Annotated in this window: 19 protein-coding genes; 12 read left to right on the forward strand and 7 right to left on the reverse strand. The window is 42.5% G+C overall.

Going from position 1 to position 21,400, the window contains the following annotated elements:
* The first annotated feature begins 23 nt into the window (after positions 1–23).
* The 5 genes from AC1DUD_RS00155 to AC1DUD_RS00175 are packed head-to-tail and all read left to right on the forward strand — an operon-like array spanning position 24 to position 9,353.
* Positions 24–3,113, forward strand: coding sequence for a SusC/RagA family TonB-linked outer membrane protein (locus AC1DUD_RS00155; RefSeq protein WP_477369847.1), 3,090 nt, complete (start codon positions 24–26; stop codon positions 3,111–3,113).
* 19 nt (positions 3,114–3,132) lie between these two features.
* Positions 3,133–4,854, forward strand: coding sequence for a RagB/SusD family nutrient uptake outer membrane protein (locus AC1DUD_RS00160; RefSeq protein ID WP_477369850.1), 1,722 nt, complete (start codon positions 3,133–3,135; stop codon positions 4,852–4,854).
* A gap of 16 nt (positions 4,855–4,870) precedes the next feature.
* Complete coding sequence (locus AC1DUD_RS00165) at positions 4,871–6,262, forward strand: DUF4960 domain-containing protein (RefSeq protein WP_477369853.1); 1,392 nt, start codon at positions 4,871–4,873, stop codon at positions 6,260–6,262.
* Between the two features lie 50 nt (positions 6,263–6,312).
* Entirely contained in the window at positions 6,313–7,797 is a 1,485-nt protein-coding gene (locus AC1DUD_RS00170; RefSeq protein WP_477369856.1) for a glycoside hydrolase domain-containing protein, read from the forward strand.
* A 26-nt stretch (positions 7,798–7,823) separates the two neighbouring features.
* A complete protein-coding gene (locus tag AC1DUD_RS00175) occupies positions 7,824–9,353 on the forward strand; it encodes a glycoside hydrolase family 32 protein (protein WP_477369859.1) in 1,530 nt (509 codons plus the stop codon).
* A gap of 121 nt (positions 9,354–9,474) precedes the next feature.
* Here AC1DUD_RS00175 and AC1DUD_RS00180 read toward each other — a convergent pair whose 3' ends face one another.
* From AC1DUD_RS00180 to AC1DUD_RS00195, 4 genes are all read right to left on the reverse strand, one after another.
* A complete protein-coding gene (locus tag AC1DUD_RS00180) occupies positions 9,475–9,660 on the reverse strand; it encodes a LuxR C-terminal-related transcriptional regulator (RefSeq protein WP_477371792.1) in 186 nt (61 codons plus the stop codon).
* A gap of 292 nt (positions 9,661–9,952) precedes the next feature.
* Positions 9,953–10,903, reverse strand: a complete 951-nt coding sequence (locus tag AC1DUD_RS00185) for a ketopantoate reductase family protein (protein ID WP_477369862.1) — start codon at positions 10,901–10,903, stop codon at positions 9,953–9,955.
* Positions 10,904–10,919: 16 nt separating this feature from the next.
* A complete protein-coding gene (locus tag AC1DUD_RS00190) occupies positions 10,920–11,852 on the reverse strand; it encodes a bifunctional helix-turn-helix transcriptional regulator/GNAT family N-acetyltransferase (protein ID WP_477369866.1) in 933 nt (310 codons plus the stop codon).
* 97 nt (positions 11,853–11,949) lie between these two features.
* Positions 11,950–12,354: a winged helix-turn-helix transcriptional regulator gene (locus tag AC1DUD_RS00195; RefSeq protein WP_477369869.1), complete on the reverse strand. Its 405-nt coding sequence runs from the start codon at positions 12,352–12,354 to the stop codon at positions 11,950–11,952.
* A 106-nt stretch (positions 12,355–12,460) separates the two neighbouring features.
* Between AC1DUD_RS00195 and AC1DUD_RS00200 the strand changes: the two genes are divergently transcribed.
* From AC1DUD_RS00200 to AC1DUD_RS00210, 3 genes are all read left to right on the forward strand, one after another.
* Positions 12,461–13,210, forward strand: coding sequence for an SDR family oxidoreductase (locus tag AC1DUD_RS00200; protein ID WP_477369872.1), 750 nt, complete (start codon positions 12,461–12,463; stop codon positions 13,208–13,210).
* 87 nt (positions 13,211–13,297) lie between these two features.
* Positions 13,298–14,245, forward strand: a complete 948-nt coding sequence (locus AC1DUD_RS00205) for a polysaccharide deacetylase family protein (protein WP_477369876.1) — start codon at positions 13,298–13,300, stop codon at positions 14,243–14,245.
* 35 nt (positions 14,246–14,280) lie between these two features.
* Entirely contained in the window at positions 14,281–15,150 is an 870-nt protein-coding gene (locus AC1DUD_RS00210; protein ID WP_477369879.1) for an SDR family oxidoreductase, read from the forward strand.
* 164 nt (positions 15,151–15,314) lie between these two features.
* Here the strand turns inward: AC1DUD_RS00210 and AC1DUD_RS00215 are convergent, their stop codons facing one another.
* Positions 15,315–15,944 (reverse strand): Crp/Fnr family transcriptional regulator, encoded by a 630-nt coding sequence (locus tag AC1DUD_RS00215; protein ID WP_477369882.1) that lies wholly within the window; start codon positions 15,942–15,944, stop codon positions 15,315–15,317.
* Positions 15,945–16,034: 90 nt separating this feature from the next.
* Here AC1DUD_RS00215 and AC1DUD_RS00220 point away from each other — a divergent pair, with 90 nt between their 5' ends.
* The 3 genes from AC1DUD_RS00220 to AC1DUD_RS00230 all read left to right on the forward strand — a co-directional run bounded on the left by AC1DUD_RS00220 (position 16,035) and on the right by AC1DUD_RS00230 (position 18,029).
* Complete coding sequence (locus tag AC1DUD_RS00220; RefSeq protein ID WP_477369885.1) at positions 16,035–16,487, forward strand: cupin domain-containing protein; 453 nt, start codon at positions 16,035–16,037, stop codon at positions 16,485–16,487.
* A 573-nt stretch (positions 16,488–17,060) separates the two neighbouring features.
* The gene (locus tag AC1DUD_RS00225) at positions 17,061–17,471 is read left to right on the forward strand and encodes a response regulator (protein ID WP_477369888.1); all 411 of its coding nucleotides are present in this window, start codon (positions 17,061–17,063) and stop codon (positions 17,469–17,471) included.
* A gap of 189 nt (positions 17,472–17,660) precedes the next feature.
* Positions 17,661–18,029, forward strand: coding sequence for a hypothetical protein (locus AC1DUD_RS00230; RefSeq protein ID WP_477369891.1), 369 nt, complete (start codon positions 17,661–17,663; stop codon positions 18,027–18,029).
* 828 nt (positions 18,030–18,857) lie between these two features.
* Here AC1DUD_RS00230 and AC1DUD_RS00235 read toward each other — a convergent pair.
* Positions 18,858–19,091, reverse strand: coding sequence for a hypothetical protein (locus AC1DUD_RS00235; RefSeq protein ID WP_477369894.1), 234 nt, complete (start codon positions 19,089–19,091; stop codon positions 18,858–18,860).
* Between the two features lie 412 nt (positions 19,092–19,503).
* Here AC1DUD_RS00235 and AC1DUD_RS00240 point away from each other — a divergent pair, with 412 nt between their 5' ends.
* A complete protein-coding gene (locus AC1DUD_RS00240) occupies positions 19,504–20,208 on the forward strand; it encodes a Crp/Fnr family transcriptional regulator (protein WP_477369897.1) in 705 nt (234 codons plus the stop codon).
* 529 nt (positions 20,209–20,737) lie between these two features.
* On the opposite strand, the gene AC1DUD_RS00245 is transcribed toward AC1DUD_RS00240, so the two are convergent.
* A complete protein-coding gene (locus AC1DUD_RS00245; protein WP_477369900.1) occupies positions 20,738–21,298 on the reverse strand; it encodes a hypothetical protein in 561 nt (186 codons plus the stop codon).
* Between the last annotated feature and the right edge of the window lie 102 nt (positions 21,299–21,400).

Genomic DNA, 21,400 nt, shown 5'->3' on the forward strand with positions numbered 1-21,400 from the left:
AATATCAACCAAACAACCGAGAAATGAGAAAACTATTACTACTATGTGCCCTTCTTTATGCCTGCTGCGGCATAAGCTATGGGCAGTCCCGAACGATTACCGGGACAGTCAGTGATCAAACCGGGCACCCGCTGGAAGCGGTGACCGTCACTGTACTCGAAACGCAAAAATCTGCGTCAACCGACAACAAAGGTAAATTTAGCATCGCTGCACAGAATGGCCAGAACCTGAAATTTACCTACATCGGTGCGCAACCGGGCAGTCTGCTGATCACTGCCGAAACCAGGTCGGCTAACATCACACTCGATATGGTATCCAATAACCTCAATGAGGTTGTGGTTACAGGCTATCAACAGGAACGTAAGAAAGACCTCACCGGCGCGGTGACGGTTGTCAATGTAAAAGATATCCGGGATATCCCAGCCGGCAATGCAATTAAGGCACTTCAGGGCCGTATTCCCGGCGTCACCATATCGACGGACGGATCACCTGCAGGCAACGTTGCCGTAAGGATCAGGGGGATCGGGACTTTAAACAATACCGACCCTCTGTATGTCATTGACGGCGTACCGACCACCCGGGGCTTACAGGAATTAAACCAGGAGGATATCGAGTCGATACAGGTATTAAAGGATGCGGCATCGGCTTCAATATACGGGTCAAGGGCTGCCAATGGTGTGATCATCGTCACTACCAAGAAAGGAAAGACAGGAGCCAACCGTATTAACTTTTCGGCAACAACCTCACTTCAGTTTTACGGCAGCAAGCTTGATGTACTTAACACACAGCAGCGTGGTGAAGCATATTGGCGGGCGGCTGTCAACGACGGATCCAACCCGAATAATAACAGCACCTACCAATACGATTGGAATGGTAACTATAATAACCCGGTTTTAAATAAGGTATTATTGCCGGAATTCCTGGATGCCGGACATACCTTAAAACCCGCGGACACTCACTGGTTTGATGAGATTTCCAGAACCTCTGTTTTACAATCCTATAATTTGACCGTTTCTAACGGCAGTGACAAAGGCAATTCTTTATTCTCTCTGGGGTATTACGATAACCAGGGCATTATTAAAGAATCGCGTGACCAGAAAATTACGGCAAGATTTAATTCTGACTATAACTTTTTCAATAACCGGTTAAAGATTGGGGAGAACTTCAATGCTACCTATATGCGGGATGTATTACTCCCGACCACGGATATTACCAGCCTGGCATTGATTGATGAACCGGCTACCCCTGTTTATGACATCAATGGCGGCTGGGGCGGTCCTTCAAACGGCATGGCCGACAGGCAAAACCCCTTGCGTTTGATTGAGGATAATAAACAAAATAAAAACAATTTTGGAAAGGTATTTGGAAATGCGTTCGCGGATCTGGCCGTTTTACCAAACCTGCATTTCAGGTCAAATTTTGGCGTAGATTATGCAATCAACTACGCCCGCACCATCCGTAAATCATATATCTCCGGCTTTTTAAACGACCCGTCTAACCTGGTCAATACCGGCGCAGCCTATGACGGCAGTTTAACCTGGCAAAATACCCTGACCTATAATCTGAGTTTCAAAAAAAGCAAGCTTGACTTTTTGCTTGGACATGAGCAGATTAAAGTGATCAATCAGAACTTTTCGGGCAGCAGACAGGGGTATGCCATAGAAAACTATGACTATGCTTACCTTAATGCAGGCACAACCAATGTGCTCAATAGTGGCGGCGGGGCAGGCAATTCACTGCTTTCCTTTTTTGGAAAAGCCAATTATGTGTATAATGACCGTTACCTGGCCTCTGTTACTTTACGCCGGGACGGGTCATCCCAGTTCGGTATTAATAACCGCTACGGCTATTTTCCGGCCGCATCTTTGGGATGGCGATTAAGTGAAGAATCTTTTTTCAAGAACAAAATATCCTTAATTTCCGACTTGAAATTGCGTTATAGCTGGGGGCAGACGGGAAACCAGTCAGCTCCGAATTATGCTATTAATACCTTATATGCCCCGATTTACGGCACCAACATTACCGGTTTATTTGATGGAGGTACCGCTTATGACATCTCCGGTGCGGGTACAGGGCAACTGCCCTCGGGCTATGTACAAACCCAGCAGGGCAACGCTAACCTGAAATGGGAAACCGCTACGCAGAACAACTTTGGGTTGGATTACGGTATGTTTAACAATGCCCTTACCGGTTCTTTTGATTACTTTATCAAGAACACGACCGATATCCTGATCACGCCGGCATACCTGGCCGTAATCGGTGAAGGCGGAAACCAGACTGCAAACGGGGCTTCGGTTAAAAACACCGGGTTTGAGGCTATAGTGAATTATAACACTAACCTTGGCCAGGATCTGAGCATTAATATCTCTGCTAATATCTCTGCTTACCGCAATAAAGTGACAAAACTGCCGGAAGCAGTACTTACCTCTTATCCGGGTAACGGAACGGACAAGACCATTTTAGGCCGGTCAGTAAATTCCATCTTTGGCTATGTCGCTGACGGACTGTTTAGCACCCAGGCAGAAGTAGATAACTCTCCTGCACAGCCCGGCAAAGGCCTTGGGCGGATCCGCTATAAAGATTTAAATGGCGATGGTGTGGTTGACAATAAGGATCAGGATTATATTGGCAGTTTCGACCCGAATTTCAGCTACGGCTTTAACGCCGGCATCAAATATAAAGACTTTGACCTGACGTTTTTCTTACAGGGTGTGCAGGGTAACAGTGTATATAACACCTACAAGGTACTCACGGATTTTACGTCATTGCAACCAGGTGCGAATTGGGGAAGCAGGGTGCTGCAAGCCTGGACCCCACAAAATCCAAACGCAACAATTCCTGCACTTACCACGGTTGACCGTAATAACGAAGGCCGCGGATCAACCTATTTTGTAGAGAATGGGTCTTATCTGAAGTTAAGGAATATCCAATTAGGTTACGATCTAAAAAATGCGGTTAAGGGCCTTAAGATCCGCGATGCCCGTATATTTATCCAGGCAAGTAACCTTTTAACGATCAAAAGCAACTCTTACACGGCTACTGATCCGGAAAATGCAGTTAATAACTTTCCCATCCCCATCGTTGCCACCCTGGGTATTAATGTGACCTTTTAAACCGAGAAAAGATATTAAAATGAAAACAAAAATATTGATGGCCGCAGTGCTGATCTGCCTGCTGTCTGCTTCCTGTAAAAAATACCTGGACGAGACCCCGCAGGGTTTAATATCCGGCGAGGAATTAAATACTTCCACGAATGTCGATAAAATGGTCATTGCCGCCTATTCGGCATTGGGCAACGACTATTGGGCAGCCCCCTACACCAGCATGTGGGCTTATGGCAGCATCCGGAGTGGTGACGCCTATAAAGGTGGCGACGGAACCGGCGATGTGTCCGATTTTCATGCCTATGAAACGTTCTCCCTTAACCGTGTCGATCTCGGGACTACGGATAATACATGGTACCGGCTTTATATCGGCGTCAACCGGGTAAACGATGCCTTAGGCCGGATTAATAATATGACTACAGCAGATTATCCCAATAAAGTGGAACGCCAGGCTGAAATGCGTTACCTGCGTGCACACTTCTATTTCCTGCTGAAGATCCTATATAAGCGTGTACCCTATATTGATGAAAACATACCGAAGGCCGGATACGACACGGTTTCCAACCGGACCTATACCAGCGACCAGCTCTGGACAAAAATCGCGAATGATTTCAGTTTTGCAGCCGCCAATTTACCTGCCAAACAAACCGATGCCGGCCGTGCCAATAAATTCGCAGCAGAAGCTTACCTAGCCAAAACACTCCTTTACCAGGCGTACACACAGGACGACAATAATAATGTAACCAGCATTGACAAGGCCAAACTGACACAGGTTAATACTTTGTGTGATGATGTGATCAATTCGGGTCAATATGGTTTGCTGGCTGATTTCGCAGATAATTTTTTATCAACTTTTGATAACAGCAAAGAGTCGGTGTTTGCGATCCAGTATTCCCAAAATGACGGTACCCCGCAGGGTCGTGTAGATAACGGCCATTCGCTGGATTATCCGATGGTTTCCCAATACGGGTGCTGCGGATTCCATGTACCTAGCCATAACCTGATCAATGCTTTCCAGACAGATAACAACGGATTGCCCCTGTTTACTACTTTTAACAATACGGATATTGAAGCAAGCGGTGATTACTTTACCAGTTCTTTTGATCCGAGAATGGATCATACGGCTGCCATTCCCGGGCATCCCTACAAGTATAAAACAGATTTTATTTACCAGGCTTCCTGGTCAAGGGCGCCGCAGGTTTACGGTCCGCTGCTGAGCATGAAGGAAACGGTTGCTTACGATGATCCAGCGTTTAAAAAATTTGCACCTTTTATGTCGAGTTCCAAAAACTGGGCGATCATCCGTTATCCCGATGTGCTACTGATGAAAGCGGAGGCGCTGATTGAGCTGGGCCGCGAAATGGATGCTTTACCCTTAATTAACCAGGTGCGCCAGCGTGCGGCTAACAGCACGGCCTTGTTAAAACAGGCCGGCGGCGGAGCTACATCAAACTATAAGATCAGCACCTATCAACCGGGCGTTAACTGTAACTGGACCAATGATTACGCCCGCCAAGCCATGAGATATGAGCGCAGAATGGAATTTGCCATGGAGGGTTACCGCTTTTTTGATCTTGTGCGCTGGGGCATAGCGGCGGAGTATCTGAACAACTACTTCAATGCTGAAAAATCGAGGGTGGGACAATTACAGGATGCGGTTTTCAAAAAGAACCGTGACGAATATTTACCTATTCCCCAAAACCAGATCAATTTTAGCAAAGGCCTGTACAAACAGAATTCAGGTTGGTAATAATTAAAAGACAAAAATGAAATCGACAATATTGAAAAACCGGATGTGGCTCGGTATACTGGGCTTTATCCTATTCATATCAGCCTGCAAAAAAAACCAGTCAGACCTGGTTTTGAATACTGATGTAAAAATTTCAGGATATACCGCTAACGGGATAAACGCGACGATCAACGACACTACCAAGCAGATCAGTATCGTTTTACCTTTCGGCTCGGATGTCACAAAAATTAAGCCGTCTGTAATGGTGGCAAGCGGCGCAAACATTTCTCCGGCCTCTGGTGAAACTGTGGATCTATCGCTCCCGGTTACTTACAAGGTAATCAATGGGAATATTTATAGTACTTATACGGTTAAGGCATCAGTTGAAAAAGCTTTCCAGAGCTTCAAAATTGATACCGTTAGCGGAGTAGTTAATGATGTTAACCATACCATCACAGTAACGGTTCCTCCAGGCACCAGTGTTAGCCATATCGCGCCGTCTATCACGCTTTCACCGGGTTTAACCATTAGCCCGGCCATTGGCAACCCGCAGGATTTTACCCAGCCGGTCAAATACACGGTGACTTCCAGCGTAACCTCCGTTACCTATACGGTCAATGTTACGGTGTTGGCCGCGATACCTTACATCGCTTATATAGGAACGGCCCCTAATCGCAGCGGCATCACCAATCCCGATGAAAAAGCTGCTGCTGACTGGTTATTTGCCAATTATACCCATGTCGAGTATGTTTCATTTGAACAGATCAACTCCGGTGCGGTAAACCTAAGCAAATACAAATTGATTTGGTGGCATTATGACAGTGGCCAGGCATTGCCCGATATCTCTAACTGGGCGAATGTACTGACAGCCTTGAAGGCATACTACGCAGCGGGCGGAAATTTCTTCCTGACCACGTACGCCGTACAATATTTACCGTCCTTAGGCATCATACCGCAAGGTAAAGGCCCGAACAACGTTTTCGGCGACGCTTCTCCCGGCATAGATGCGAACAACGACTGGGGTATTTCATTTAATGGAAACGCTTCAAATCCATTGTTCCAGGGCCTGACGCTTAGCCCATCGAATCCTACTACAGCTTATTTGCTCGGCAAAGGAACGGAAAGGGAAAATCATACCGCGCAATGGAAGGTCAGCGACTGGGGCGGTTACACCAATACCGCCGGCTGGCAGGCGCAAACCGGTGGCATAGCCCTGGCATCAACCGATGGTTCAACTACGGACAACACGGTCAATATCGCCCAATTCCCTTCCAAAAACAACAGCGGCAAAACGCTGGTAATCAATTTGGGCGCTTATGATTGGTTCAATGAGCCTGACCCGAATACCAATACGCCAAGTATTGCCAACCCTTACAAACCAAACATTATTAAACTGACGCAAAACGCGATTGGTATTCTAACCCAATAACTGTATAGCCTTACCTCACTAAGAGGTAAGGCTATAAAAAATATTTGATGATGAAGAAATTAATATTACTTGTCTTGCTGAATGCCATACTGGTATCGTGCAAGAAAGACAGCGCTAAACAGCTATCTTATGATCCGTCCGCGCCGGCATTCGCCGTCTATCCCGCCCCGTTCAAAGGTTACGTAGGCGATGTCATGCCATTTTACGACAACAGCACGTTTCATTTGTTTTTCCTGATGGATTGGCGTGACAACGCGCCACAATATCACCCTTGGTATCAATTCTCCACTACCGATCTGATGAACTACACCAACAAGGGACAAATGATCGGTTATGGAAGGGCTGATGAGGAGGATTATACTTTGGGCACCGGTTCAGTGATTAAACAAGGAAATGTCTACTACGGTTATTATACCGGTCACAACTACCTGTTTCTAAATACCGCCCGGCCCCAGGAAGGTATTTTATATGCAACGAGTACAGATTTGAATACCTGGACAAAAAAGGCGGGATTCCTGATTACGCCGCCGGCCGGATATGATTTTAATAATTTCAGGGACCCTAATATATTTTTCAACGATGCCACACAAGAATACTGGATGGTGGTGGGTGCAAGAAAAAACAATGCTGGTGAACTGGTTTACTATACAACCAAAGACCTGGCATCACCCAACTGGGCATTTCAGGGTACTTTCTACGCGCCCAATAAATACGACATGCTGGAGTGCCCTGATATATTTAAATGGGGCAACTATTGGTACCTGGTGTTTTCTGATACCAACCTGGAAAATGCTACGCATTACCGGATGAGCACTTCTCCGTCTGGTCCGTGGATAACCCCGGCAAACGACCTGTTGGATAGCAAATACTTTTATGCCGCCAAAACAGCGTCGGATGGAAAAAACCGCTATCTTTTTGGTTGGGTACCCACCAAAAGCGGTTTTGCTGACAATGGCAACAAGGATTTTGCCGGCAATATGAGCACTCACCTGCTTACCCAGAATGCAGATGGCACTTTAGCTGTTTCTGCTCCGGCCGCCGTTATCCAGGCCTTTACTAAAACGAATAAATTTGCCATATCGACCAAGACCAGTGATGTCACAACATCCGGAAGCGATTACAATCTGACCTCCACCTCATTATTAAGCTATGCTTTATTTGGTAGCATCAAAGGTTCGTACATGATCAGCGGCACGGTCAACTTTACAGCAATACCACAAAATTTCGGTATTTTACTCGGCAGCAATGGCGATGCCAGCCAAACCTATAAATTGGGCTTTCAGAATGGAAATATCGAAAGCGACAGGGTAGCGTCAGGTAATACGGTGACGGAATCAGCTGTTCCCTTCACACTTATCGCGGGCAAAGATTATAACTTTAAGGTCATCATTGAGAATTCCATTGCTACCTTGTATGTTAATGACCAAGTGGCCTTAAGTACCAGGATCTATTCTATGCAAAATCAATCCTGGGGCATATTTTCAAACAACGGATCGGTAGCCTTTAAGAATATAAAATCATTCAGCTTAAAATAAGAATCGCGTCAAACCATCATACTGCTATGAGAAAGAAAAAAAATTTCGGTTTACTTGCGCTATTTATGGTCATGTCATCCTTAATATATGCGCAGGAGAAGACTCCCCAGGCTTATGAGGAACAATACCGGCCGCAGGAACATTTTTCGCCGGCCCAGCACTGGATGAATGATCCCAACGGCATGGTTTATTTTAATCATACCTATCATTTATTTTTCCAGTATTATCCAAAAGACATCGTATGGGGGCCAATGCACTGGGGACACGCAGAAAGCAAAGACCTGATCCACTGGAAGGAATTGCCGATTGCTTTATACCCGGATAGCCTTGGATACATCTTTTCGGGTAGTGCTGTTGTTGATTCCAACAATACTTCCGGTTTTGGTAAAAATGGCCAAATACCAATGGTTGCTATATTTACCCATCATGATCCGAAAAAAGAGGCCGAAAAACGAGATGACTTTGAGAATCAAAGCCTTGCTTTCAGCCTGGATAATGGTGCCACATGGACGAAATATAGCGGAAACCCGGTATTGAAAAACCCGGGAATCAGGGATTTTCGCGACCCTAAGGTCATGTGGTATGCTCCGGAAAAAAAATGGATAATGACGCTGGCCACCCAGGATCGTATTTCGTTCTATTCGGCTCCTGATTTAAAAAACTGGAAAAAAGAAAGTGAATTCGGGATAAAAGCGGGTGCGCATGGCGGCGTATGGGAATGCCCCGATCTGTTTTCTTTAAAAATGAATGGGAAAACTTATTGGTTATTGATCGTAAACCTTAACCCCGGCGGCCCGAACGGCGGCTCTGCTACACAATACTTTGTAGGAAACTTTGATGGCAACAAGTTCGTTCCTATTAATACCCGCACAAAATGGCTGGATTATGGTCCTGATGAATACGCTGGGATTACCTGGAGTAATACCGGCGAGCGTAAAATATTTTTAGGTTGGATGAGCAATTGGCAATACGCCAACCAGGTTCCAACCAAAGCCTGGCGTAATGCTACGACCATATCGCGTGAACTTAGCCTGCAACAAAGCAAAGGAGAAATTTTACTGGCATCTAATCCGGTTCCCGAGCTGAAAAACATTGCAAAAAAACCGATCGCGTTAAAACAACGTGTAGTTAACCATTCTCTTGATCTTTCATCATATAGCAATAAACTTGGAAGTCGGTATATTTTAAAATTGACACCTCGCACCTTAAAAGATTATTGCATCAGGCTGTCAAATGCAAAAGGAGAAGAACTGTTAATCGGTTATGATCCTGACAAAGATCAATATTACATAGACCGAACCAAGGCCGGAAAACTGCATTTTCAAAAAAACTTTTCAGGTCGTTTCACCGCGCCACGGCTCACCGCGGCTAAAAATTCAGATATTAATATCGTGGTCGACAAGTCATCTGTTGAGTTATTTGCTGACGGAGGTTTAACCACCATGACCGCTATCTATTTTCCAACCGAGGATTTCAACAACCTTGCAATTAATACAACCGGGCAATTAAATCTCATTAACCTGAGTATTTCTGGGTTAAATCCCATCTGGAAATAAAAGAAAACAGGAGCCATATCCTGAATATTTAGTTGATATAAGGCGCTTCAGTGAGATCGAAGCGCCTTTCTCATGATTCAATACGCATTACGCAGCTCAGTTAAACGGTTACACTTATTTGTTAAAACCAAATCCAATTGCTTCCGTTACTCGACAGCCATTTATTGCGTTGCGTGTTAAATTTATGAAATATGTTTTGCCTGTGCCTATTAACGGTATGAATGCTCAACAATAGCTTGTGAGCAATTTCCTTACTTCTCAACCTAAGGTTTATCAGTTGTATGATCTCTTTTGCGCGTACGAAAATAGCTCTTAAATCTGGTCCGGGCCATTATCAATAATGGCACCTGTTTGTGCATTTATAATCAGGCCTTCGGGCGCGTCAGACCAGGGATAGTCATAAATTACATTATAAGGCCTTTTCAAAAAGTCTCACTTCGCCAGTTGAAAGATTACTGAATAGGTAGAGCGCGCTAATCGGCGGTTTGAATGAGCCTGATTGTTTTCAAGAATTGATCGATCTCCCAGTCTTTCAACAAGCAGACATTTATTTTATTTTTATGTAATAGTCGTTTTTTTATCTCCGGACAAGATGAAATCTAAGCTGATAATTCATGCGCGCTGAACAGCAAGCTGCTTGTAGTTAAAAAACGCGGCAATTTTTTCATAATAGCAATTTGAACACCATGTTTGTTTGCCAACCTGATCATATCAAAGATGAGCTCATTTCTTTCATCAGGCTTCTTTTGCAGTAGGTCTTTCTGTATAGAAGCGGTAAAATCTGCTGAAAGGTTATCCAATATCCGCAGATTATCTTCGAAGAAACTTTCTGTCAAACCAAAGCCGGCCGCATCCGAGATTTGCTTCAATTCCTGAAGCAGACTAACAAATAGTTGCCGGTATGGCCCATTTAATTGCAGATCTGCCGCCTGTTTGTTGTAGTAAGCAGCGCACGAGGCAAACGCTGAAGTAAAGGTCAGTTTTCGGAATATTTCGTTGGTGATAAGTGAACTATAACGAATTTGAATTCCACATTCCAGCATGTCTTTTTCCATTTTTTCTTTCAACGGATTGGGTTTAGAATCAGCCCCGTCTAGCCCGTAAAAGATTTTGAAGATCTGATTGTTCTGGCTTACTTCTCCGGGTGCTGAGATATAACCGGTAATGTAAATACAGCCATCATATATGAGAAATTCGGGCAACACAGAACGAAGATAGCTTCCTGCACCAAGTGAATTCAGTATCGGAATGATCATCGTCTTGGTATGGGCTGCACTTGTTAGAACCGTTAAAATATGCGGCAAATCATAAGCTTTTACACATATAAATATGACATCAAACTTTTGATCTCCGATTTCCTGCGCTGAGATGGCTTTAATAGTAGTGATTCTAACAGGTTCCTTACCGTAGGTCTTAATAGAAAGCCCCTGGGTTTGGATTATTCGCAAATGTTCGCCGCGTGCTACAAGTGTCACATCATACTGTTTTTTTGCCAAATAGCCGCCTATAAGGCCGCCGGTACCACCAGCGCCAATTACTAAGTATTTCATAAAAAAGGGGTTAATTTTAATTGATCAGGTTAAGATCATAGCGTTCTTCACGAAGCGTTTTGCCCCATTGCTCCATTTCTATCGAGGCCGAAGGCTGGAAGCCTGCCTTTTTATACATGGCAATAGCTTTTTGCTGCACGTCTGTTGTTAAAAGGTATACATTGTTAAATTGCTGCTCTTTGCAATGCGCAAGAGCCATAGCCAGCAAATGTTTACCCACCCCTGTACCCCTGAATACGGGATGTACCAAAAACCACCTGAGCTGAGCCTCATTGTCGGGCTTGGATAGGATAGCTATGCAGCCGATGATCTGCTCATTATAAGTCGCCAGCCAGATTTTGTCTTTACCGGCGTCATAATGTTCTAAGAACTCATAAAAGGTTTTCACTACATAACCTTCAAACTCCTGAGAATAGCCCGACTCTCGCGCGTACAACACACCATGCAGATATATAAGATAACCAACATCGCCTGGTTTTAAGCCTTCCCGATATATTACTTGATGTGACAATACTTGATTGTTGTATTCTGCTGATAATAGATTTTCAATGGTCCTCATTGAATTGACCAGCATTCCTGTTTCGTCCGGCGATAGCTTCTTTAAAAACGCCTCTATCTGTGTGTCAGATTTGCCTTGTAATTCATTCAATAAACTTGAACCCTCATCTGTAAGACTGATATATTGCACCCTTGAGTCCTGCCTGGATGGCGTACGTTCAATCACGCCGTCTATACCGAACATTTTAATTATCCTGCTTAAGTAACCCTTATCCAAACCGAGCAAAGTTGCCAGCTCCTGGGATGCTATGGGTTGGCGCAGGCCAATCTCAAATAAGATACGGGCTTCTGCTAAGGAATATGGCCCGTTTAATATGTGCTCATTCAACAACCCAAGATGGCCTGTATAAAAGCGATTAAAACTTCTAATTTGCTCTACTTCGTTTTTCATAAAGCAAATATAGTAATAGGTTGATGATTGTCAACTATAAATGTTGATAATTGTCAACTTGTTTTTGTTTTCCACTTGTGGGGAGGGATAAAATTGTTTAGCGTGCTAATATTTTTGCCTTGATCTCCCTTATAGTCCCCTCCTTATCTTCTTTTAATTTTCCTACAATGCCTTTTATCTCATACGAATCATACTTTGATCCCCAAATCATTAGTTCCACAATTACCGGGATCAGATCAATACCCTTTTCTGTGAGGCTGTAAATGAACTTATTTTTTTTTTCCGGCGATACGGCAATTTTTATAAACCTGTTAGCTTCGAGCAGTTTGAGCCGATCGGCCAGAATATTTGTAGCGATCTTTTCATCAGAAGCTAAAAAATCGCCATAACTGGATTTGTTAGTAAAAATCAAATCCCTAAGGATCAGCAGTACCCACTTATCACCTAAGTAATCTAAAGAAAAAGATATAGGGCAGTCCGATCTATGCTGAATTTCTTTCATGACATTAAAATGTTAAATAATGCTTGCAATTTGCAAGTTAATAAATATACCTTTGCTTACTTGCAAATCGCAAGCAAATTTAAATATTAAATCAGAATATAAAGTCATGGAAATCACAAACAAAACAGTCTTGATAACCGGTGGTGGTTCAGGGATTGGCTACGCAACAGCGAAATTTTTAAGTGAAAAAGGCAATAGGGTAATAATAACCGGCCGAAATGAAGAGAAACTCAGAAGAGCAGCTGACGAATTGGGCATTAATTACATTGTCTGCGATGTTACAGATGTAACCTCCGTTAAAAAGCTCAATGCAAAACTGGAAACTTTCTACAGCGACCTAAGTGTCCTGATTAACAATGCAGGTGTCGGCTACGTCTATAAGTTGGGCGAAGGTGCTGATGCAGTTGAAAAAGCAAGAGAGGAATTTGAAACGAACTATTTCGCACCGGTTAGACTCATCGAAGTCTTACTGCCGTTATTAAAGAAACAACCTGAGGCAGCAATTGTAAACATTACATCAAATGTGGCGTTCCACCCTCTGGTGGTTTTGCCAACTTATTCGGATGCTAAGACGGCTCTGCATTCACATTCTGTGGCTTTGCGTTTAACCTTGTCAACCGATACCAACATCAAAGTATTTGAGGTGATGCCATCACTTATCAATACCGATGCTACCAAAGACATGGGGGGAGAGCAATATGGTTTGCCGCCGATTGTAGCAGCCGAAGATATTTATAATGGCATTAACGAAGACCGTTACGAAATTTTTGTTGGCGAAGCAGCTCAGCAATATGCTGATTATTTTGCTGATCCTCAGTCAGCTGTTGCCAAGTTCAATCAGCCTTTTCTTAACTAAATAGCATGATGAATTCCCCTGCGCTGCACCGATAAGCGGAACGGCAAAGGGGAATTTAATCAATGTACGCTAATAACCATAATTGTTATGACAGACAGAAGAAATTTCATCAAACAAACCGGCTTGCTATCTATGGCTGGCCTGATAGGAGTAAATCAAATTGCAGCAGCAGAAAAGCTGAATAAGAGTCATCTCCCTACACGATCAAAGTGGGCCGATGGCTCAAAGCTGGTGGTTTCAGCTACCATGCTGTTCGAGGCAGGCGGCCAGCCTGACAACGCACCAAGCCCTTTTCCTCCAAACATGAAGCCTGGTTACAAGGACCTACCTGCAACTACCTGGTACGAATATGGATATAAAGAAGGTATCCCGCGCATGTTGGATAACTGGGATAAATTAGGGATAAAGGTCACCACGCACATGGTCGGTTCCGCCGTTTTAAGAAACCCCTCCCTGGCTAAAGAAATTCTCGACCGCGGTCATGAGGCTTCAGGCCATGGCATGACCTGGAAAGATGAATACGACATGTCTTACGATGAGGAAAAGAAATTCATTAAAGATGGTTTGGATGCGATCAAAAAAGTAACCGGACAAACAGCGGTTGGTTACAATGCTAACTTTCTGCGACGCAGTGAAAACACGCTGAAAATATTACAGGAACTGGGGTGTATCTATCACATTGACGACCTGAGCCGGGATGAGCCGTTTATCATCAAAGTTAACGGAAAAGATTTTGCAGTGGTACCGTACACTGTTCGTAACAATGATCTGGGCATGATCGAGTTAAAAAATTTTTCTCCCGATCAGTACATCACGCAAATCAAGATGGAGTTCGATCAGCTTTACGAAGAGTCAGCAACTAAACGCAGACAACTCTCCCTGACCTTTCATGACCGTGTCAGCGGCACACCCCAAATGGTGAAAGCTGCGACAGAATTGATCGGATACATGCAGAAGCATCCGGGCGTCACCTTTAAACGAAAAGACGAAATAGCTGAGATGACCCTTAAGGATCCTACAAGCCTCCGCGATTAAATACAAAGATTATTTAAACCTCAGTGAATAAAATCATGTCAAAAATATTAGTAACGGGAATAACCGGTACAATTGGAAAAAGCACAGTAAAACACCTGTTGAAAAAAGGAGTTCCTGCAAGCAAAATCATAGGGTTTTGCAGGAATAAGGAACGATCAGCTGAACTAATTGCCCAAGGCATTGAAGTTCGCCTTGGGGATTATTCAGATTATGATTCCCTGTTAAGTGCTTTCAAAGGTGTGGATAAAGTGATGCTTACAAGTGCAGTTGCGTTTACGGATAGAGCTACGCAACATAACAATGTAATTACCGCTGCCCGCCAGGCCGGGGTTAAGCATGTATTGTATATGGCAATCATGCGCAAAGAAGGCTCCGGACGAATAATGCCTGAAATTACCGAATCAGACTTGCTTACTGAAGAATTATTGAGATCGTCCGGGCTCGATCATACCATCGTTTACCACCCGCCTTTTACAGACGTTTTATCGATTTATTACGATTCCAACCCCTATAAAAATGGGATAAATGTTCCAGCCGGCAATGGGAAAATGGCACCAGCAACAAGAGATGAACTGGCGGAGGCACATGCCGAAATACTTGCTACAGAGGGGCATGAAAACAAGACATATTCATTAGGCGGCAGTGAAGCTATTTCGTTCGTTGATATCGTTGAAATCCTTTCAGATATAAGAGGAAAACCTGTTCCATTTTTAACTATTACAGCACAAGAATATATTGACGACTTGGTTGCCAAAGGAACTCCTCACAAAGTTGCCGAATTTCTGAAGAACTGGATAGTAGCAATTGATGAAGGTGAATTTGACTATCAATCGGGAGATCTGGAGTCCTTATTAGGTAGAAGAACTACAACTTTTAGAGCGTATATTGAATCAACACTAATTTAGTGGAAGATCGTAGCGAATGTAGTAAGTATAATAATTGAAGTAACCATGTTCAAAAATCCTTTTTGGCGAACATTTCAGCGTCTGAGCTCATTCTTTGTGCAAAGGCCGCCTCCATTATTGGTGCTAAAAACTCTTTGTTATAATAACATAGTTCTTGTAAACGATCATTTATTAGAAACGAACTTTTTCCGCACGCGGCTGAGGGACTGAGGTGTGATGCCAAGATAGGAGGCTACGTCGACCAAGGCAACCTGTCGCGCGATATTTGACTGTTTATTTAAAAAAAAAGCGTATTTCTGTAAAGCTTCTCCTGCCAAGTAATTATTTTTCATGGTAACCATTTCCGCCATAGACAGCTGCGCTATTTCATCGATTGTTGCTTTTAAATAAGGTAATTGCTGATAAAGGATGTTTAAGTCCTGAGCGTTGATCTCCAATATGTCCCCATCCGTAGCTGCCTGTAATCCTTGTTGGGTCGGCACGTTGCCGGATAAACTGTACAAAAATGTCATGAACTGGTGTTCTTCCATAAAATAGTAAACAATATCTCTTTCTGCTGGATGCGGAATGGTAATCTTCAGCACTCCTGAATTAATATAAACAAGGTGACGTGCTACCTGTCCTGCTTTAAAAATCCATTGCCCTGATTTATAATGCTTCAGCGTAAAAGCACTTGCGATAATCTGTCTGTCTTCTTCGCTAATGTTTCGATATTCAAGCAAGGTTTTTATTAAATAGTCTTTCATCTGTATTGGACCATCTTTCTCAGCATCTTGTCCGGCTACAAATATCATCTTTTCAGCATTGTTAATAACTTACCCTATGTTAAGCCCAGGTCATTTAATCCATATTTAAATTTGTTAATTAATTTATCAATGATTATTATGAAACGAAGCTACTGGCTGTTTGGATCTAAGCAGCAAATTTTGATGAACGGAGGAAATACAAATAATCTATATGATTTGATAGAGGGAGCATTTCCTCCAGGTGCTCAATCTCCGTTACACATACACTCACGCTATTCCGAAACTATTATCGTTTTGGAAGGCGAAGTTGGCATCTTTACACCTGGCGAGCACCATGTGCTTAAGGCAGGAGATACTGACTTTATTCCGGCTAATATACCGCATGCTGTTGTTAATGAATCCGCTTCATTACCTTTCAAAGCGATGTGCATAGCGTCTCCAAGCGGCTTTGCAGAGCTGATCTCAAGTGTCGGCATTGAGGCTGGGGAGGAAATGATTGCGCCAAATACACCTCATGATATGCAGAAAGCAATGGAAGTAATGGCAAAGATCGGTGATAGAATTCTTGGACCTCCTGGAGCACGTCCATAAATTTAAACCTTCCAATCTTTTAACTTCTCGTTGAACAAGCTGAAATAGAGAATCAATTGAACTTAGATTGTATGTTGTTAAGTAAATTTTCGATTGCTTTGCGGTTTAGGAGTATGGCTGAGGATGGTGCTAAAGTGGTTTTTAGCATTTTGTAATGCATTTGGGCTTACCGTTAGACATGTATTTTCAAGGTGAGATAATCAGCCAATTCCGAGCGCACTAATCGCCATATTCAACGCCAGCTATACCGTAGCCAGCAAATCATATGATAGGTAATTACGAGACGTAAAGTCAGCTACACTGCCTTGTTGGACTGCCTTGCTTAAGGCGGATTTAATGAGAATGAAAAAAGCCCGCCACGAAGGAGGGCTAATTCATTATAAGACGTAGGTGATTGTTCATTTCTTTCGGCCAACGAATATAACTTTAAATTGCTTTGAACGCAAGAAATGCCCCATAATTATTAATAAATTGGAAGCGAGGACAACGCGTAATTCATTTTCATGATAGGTATTAACAACTAACAAACTCGTTACAGTATAACATTTTGGATAACAGGGCCGTTTACGCAACATGCTTACTATAAAGCCGTCAGCCAAAATTCTACTGATTGAAGATTCAGAGATCGATGCGGTCATCTTTAAGTTATTGATTAAGCGAACGCTCGATCATCCTGTCATTGATACCTGCAAAAACGGCCTTGCGGCAATAGATAGGCTTACAGCGCTGAAAGCGAAAGGGCCAGACCTTTTGCCTGACTTTATTTTTCTTGATCTGGCAATGCCATTGATGGATGGCTGGCAATTCATGGATGAATATAACCGCTTGAGCATTGATCCGATGCATAAAAGTAAAATTTATGTGTTTTCATCGTCAATTAACAAAACGGATGTCATTAAATCACAAGCCAACCCGCGGGTTGAAACCTTTTTATCCAAACCGATTGATTTTGAGAAGATCCAATCCGTTTTCTTGTCAAATTAAATAGGCCATCGAAAAGCTTATAATTCGATTATATTTGCAATGTTTTTGCTACAATAGATTTTATGCGAATTCTTTTGTTCAAGATCAGTTTTAGTTAACACGTTTAATTAATTAGGGAAACAAAGCCGGGCGCGATGCCTGGCTCTGTTTAATTACGTTCAATCGTTACAATTCATCAAATTAAGACCAATGAGAATATTGGGTCATCATAACAAAACGCCGAACAACAACTTGGTAAAAGCCATCCAAGAACATTGCCGCGCGCTTTTAATCGCACCTCATGAACACGGTATCTTCCAACTGGAAGACTTAAACCAGCAGCTTGAAACATTCATTTATGAGATCAGCCCGCAATACCCAAGGTGTAAAGCAGAAAGCCTTAAAGGGGAAGTGCATTCTTACTTAGCCTTTGAAGTCTACAATTTATTGTATAACGATGAAATCCCCCTCATCTCAATCACCTCACGTAAAACCGAATACGAAGAAAGTTTTCGTGATCATGATGATTCAAGATATAGTGGAGCATTGGAACCCAACCGGTATCATTATAACGGTTAGGTTACGCAAGTTATTTGCAGCTGTCAAAGTAGGGCGTTCAATCTGATTGGTTGATGCGCGGTAAATTAATAACTACAAAAGTGTCAAAATTGGATAGCGCAGCGGATTTATTCCCAAAAGTTTTTGATGTGAAAAATAGCTATTATACTTGAAACCTACCATGTTATGAAGACGTTTAAGTCTTTATCACGAGTATGATGCCAATTGATACCTACATAGAACGACTCAAAATATTGGTATTGGAGAAAGCGAGCATATCTGAATTTTTGCCATTTCATAGTACAGAACTTGCAGCTTTGATCTTTGCCGAAACACAGCGCATGCTTTCGGAAAGTACACTGTTACGTATATATGATCTCGTACCAGCAAAATTTCCCCCCTCGTCATACACCAGAGACGCCCTGGCTTGTTTCTGCAGCTACGATGATTTTGCAGCATTTGTGAAACAAACTGAAGAATAAAAAGCCCGATTACATGCGACGGGATATAAGCGAGATTTGAAATATTCAGCTAAAATATCTGTCTATCTCTACAATTGTATTTAATAGTGTAGGTAGGGGCAAAAGACTGGCTTTAGTACCGGCAATAAATTGCCAAGTTTTTCATTTAGCATTAAGCCGCAACAATTGTTTGGTACCTCACTGCTTTACGCCACTGTAATGCGGAAATGACAAGCAGATTTTGGATATACAATTATATTCATTTTGGGTCCCTCTCGATAGTGCCATTGCACCTGCCAATAAATAGGCCTGTTACAATTACTCATGAAGCTAACAAAATACTTTTTTCTTGTAAAACTTTATAAAAAACCAAATCCGGAATTTACAGCTATGCGATGTTTTCAATGCTATTTATACAGGAGTATAGCCTGTAAAGCAATCGGCTATAGCTTCTTCCCTGCGTGCTTTGTTTCCAGGTTTCCGGCATGCAGTCAAACCATTGCTGATGGCATTCCAACTGACCAGAAACTTCATAGCAGATGGCCTGGGTTTCAGCAGCCATAATGTGTTTACCTGCCAGTTTCCGGAGCAGGATTTGTACTGATCTATATCGTTTCCACATAAATATATTGAATTGGAGATTTCAGTATTAATTCTGCCTGTTTTTCAAGATTAAACATTGAAACCTAATTAGCAATCCAAGCAATATGATCACAAGGTAAAATGCAAGATTTTGCGAAATACTCCCCACGCTTAGACTTTGGAGAATAGAATTTGATGTATCGGCTTTCATAAGTTCAGGTATATCAATAGCCGCGCAAATCTCAAATAAATGTTACAATGGATGGCTAACTCGGTATCATAGGTTATCTATGAGTTAAAATGCCAGAGATGGTGATAAACTTACTTGAAGAAATGCTTTACCGGCGGATGTAAATAATCCTTAAAGTTAACTTATAGTTTAACCTGAATTATGAATTAATATCAGCTCTAAGGATGATAAAAATCATCTTTACATTAGCTTATCTTTGTTTATGAGCTTAAAGGGTATTTTTCCAATTGATAGCTGGAGTTTTAATACACCTTCTGTATTAAATGTTTTATCAAAAGCCGAATATGATCAGCTGCTTGTTAACAGCACTGTTCATAAATATGAAAAAGGAGAAATTTTATTTAAAGAAGGTACCGTGCCGTCCGGCATTTATCTAATTCTAAATGGGAAGATCAAAAAGTACAAGTCAGGGAAGAATGGCAAGGAACAAATCATCTACGTTGCCAATACAGGTGAGCTGGTGGGTTATCACGCAGTACTATCGGAAGAACGGTATCCGGATTCGGCTGCAGCAATGGAGGTTAGTAGTGTCTGTTATATACCCAGCCATGATTTTTTATTGGTTGTCAAAAAATGCACTCGGTTTGCAGGTCAGTTACTTAAAGTATTAAGCCATGAATTCACCGTATTGTCAAATACTATTTCTGTCATTGCCCAAAGTAATGCTTCCGAGCGCCTCGCCATTGCCTTAGTTGTACTGCGTGAAAAATATAAGGATGAACAAAAAGGTGATTTCATTAAAATCACCGTTTCCAGAGTAGATTTGGCCCGAATGGCCGGTATCGCCGAAGAAAATGTAATCAGATTATTAAAAGAATTTAAGGAAGAAGGTATCTTAGAAACCGCTGGCAGGGAAATTACAATCAAAGATATCAAGCTTCTGGTAAAAAGAGCCAACTATAGTTAGTTCTTATCAATTAACAATTGTAGAACATATAAAGCCAAAGACCTTCATGGTTTCGGCGATGTTATGTTAATTTGTGCATGGATGATAAAAATTTATCTAAATGTGAATGCCTAACGGAATCCAACAAAGGTTGGCGTGGAACAACAGGTATTTAACGCAGCTCATTAAATTACAGTAATGTTTACATGTATTTCCTTTGTAACAACCTCCTTATTTCCTACTTTTGTATAAATCATTTGAAATCAAACAGCTTTAATATAAAAGTGAGTTTTAAGAGAGTTGCTTTTATAACAGTTGGTAAAATATTGATAATGAGCGATTAGTGAACATAGTTCATGTCCCGTCCATTCCGCTAAAAGCCTTACTGAAGAGTAAGGCTTTTTTGCTTTTAAAGCGTTTTTTAGGCGGGCTGAAGATTGAGTGAAAGTCGCCTGTCTCGCTTCATTGCTTTAGTTTTAACCGGCAGAAGCATGCACAAGAAAAGCCAGGCCATAGCCCAAATCGTTTACAAAGTCAATACCTGGGGTCCCTACCCCACCTTAATCACTACAAAATCCTTTTGCATCCGTTTTACCTGTTCGGCCATGCGTTTAATAAACAGGTAGTTTGCCGTGCCGCCAATTACAGCACCTACAACGGGTATGAGGCGTTCGGCAGTGCGGGTACCTAATATCATGAGCATCCGTTCGGCAATACCTTCCATCATGCTCTTTGTTATCGCCACACCAGCTTCAACCCTTACAGATGTTGCTACTAATGACATAAAATCGTCGAACCCATTATCGTAGGTGCCCCGGTAATAATACATGATGCCCATAGTGGCCCTGAACTGCTGGGTGATCAGGTTGATGAAATCAAAGGGGATCCCTGCTACAAGTGTAAACATGCCGCCACTGCCGGCCATAGCACCCGAGCCCGCCGCAAGGCAGGCGCACTGGTTGATAAAGCCTTCGAGCCCCAACTTATCAACACCGTTTTTTATCTTAAGCTGATCAATGCCTTCAAATATTTTCCTGAACCCGCTATTGGCAAGGTTTTCAGTATGCAGCCGGATATCAGTACGTATTTTATTGAGTTTGATGAGTTTCATTGTTTGCTGATTAATGGCAGGATTATAATCCCGCGTATATCAGTAACAACGGATGCCAAGACCTGTTTTGTCAACTGTTCGAAAAGAGATAATAATTAATTT

The sequence above is a fragment of the Mucilaginibacter sp. P4_A11 genome (genome assembly GCF_056402535.1).

Coding starts and splice junctions, on each gene's coding strand:
- AC1DUD_RS00155 (WP_477369847.1), top strand. CDS start 24: ATGAGAAAACTATTACTACTATGTGCCCTTCTTTATGCCTGCTGCGGC.
- AC1DUD_RS00160 (WP_477369850.1), top strand. CDS start 3,133: ATGAAAACAAAAATATTGATGGCCGCAGTGCTGATCTGCCTGCTGTCT.
- AC1DUD_RS00165 (WP_477369853.1), top strand. CDS start 4,871: ATGAAATCGACAATATTGAAAAACCGGATGTGGCTCGGTATACTGGGC.
- AC1DUD_RS00170 (WP_477369856.1), top strand. CDS start 6,313: ATGAAGAAATTAATATTACTTGTCTTGCTGAATGCCATACTGGTATCG.
- AC1DUD_RS00175 (WP_477369859.1), top strand. CDS start 7,824: ATGAGAAAGAAAAAAAATTTCGGTTTACTTGCGCTATTTATGGTCATG.
- AC1DUD_RS00185 (WP_477369862.1), bottom strand. CDS start 10,903: ATGAAATACTTAGTAATTGGCGCTGGTGGTACCGGCGGCCTTATAGGC.
- AC1DUD_RS00190 (WP_477369866.1), bottom strand. CDS start 11,852: ATGAAAAACGAAGTAGAGCAAATTAGAAGTTTTAATCGCTTTTATACA.
- AC1DUD_RS00195 (WP_477369869.1), bottom strand. CDS start 12,354: ATGAAAGAAATTCAGCATAGATCGGACTGCCCTATATCTTTTTCTTTA.
- AC1DUD_RS00200 (WP_477369872.1), top strand. CDS start 12,461: ATGGAAATCACAAACAAAACAGTCTTGATAACCGGTGGTGGTTCAGGG.
- AC1DUD_RS00205 (WP_477369876.1), top strand. CDS start 13,298: ATGACAGACAGAAGAAATTTCATCAAACAAACCGGCTTGCTATCTATG.
- AC1DUD_RS00210 (WP_477369879.1), top strand. CDS start 14,281: ATGTCAAAAATATTAGTAACGGGAATAACCGGTACAATTGGAAAAAGC.
- AC1DUD_RS00215 (WP_477369882.1), bottom strand. CDS start 15,944: ATGATATTTGTAGCCGGACAAGATGCTGAGAAAGATGGTCCAATACAG.
- AC1DUD_RS00220 (WP_477369885.1), top strand. CDS start 16,035: ATGAAACGAAGCTACTGGCTGTTTGGATCTAAGCAGCAAATTTTGATG.
- AC1DUD_RS00225 (WP_477369888.1), top strand. CDS start 17,061: ATGCTTACTATAAAGCCGTCAGCCAAAATTCTACTGATTGAAGATTCA.
- AC1DUD_RS00230 (WP_477369891.1), top strand. CDS start 17,661: ATGAGAATATTGGGTCATCATAACAAAACGCCGAACAACAACTTGGTA.
- AC1DUD_RS00235 (WP_477369894.1), bottom strand. CDS start 19,091: ATGTGGAAACGATATAGATCAGTACAAATCCTGCTCCGGAAACTGGCA.
- AC1DUD_RS00240 (WP_477369897.1), top strand. CDS start 19,504: ATGAGCTTAAAGGGTATTTTTCCAATTGATAGCTGGAGTTTTAATACA.
- AC1DUD_RS00245 (WP_477369900.1), bottom strand. CDS start 21,298: ATGAAACTCATCAAACTCAATAAAATACGTACTGATATCCGGCTGCAT.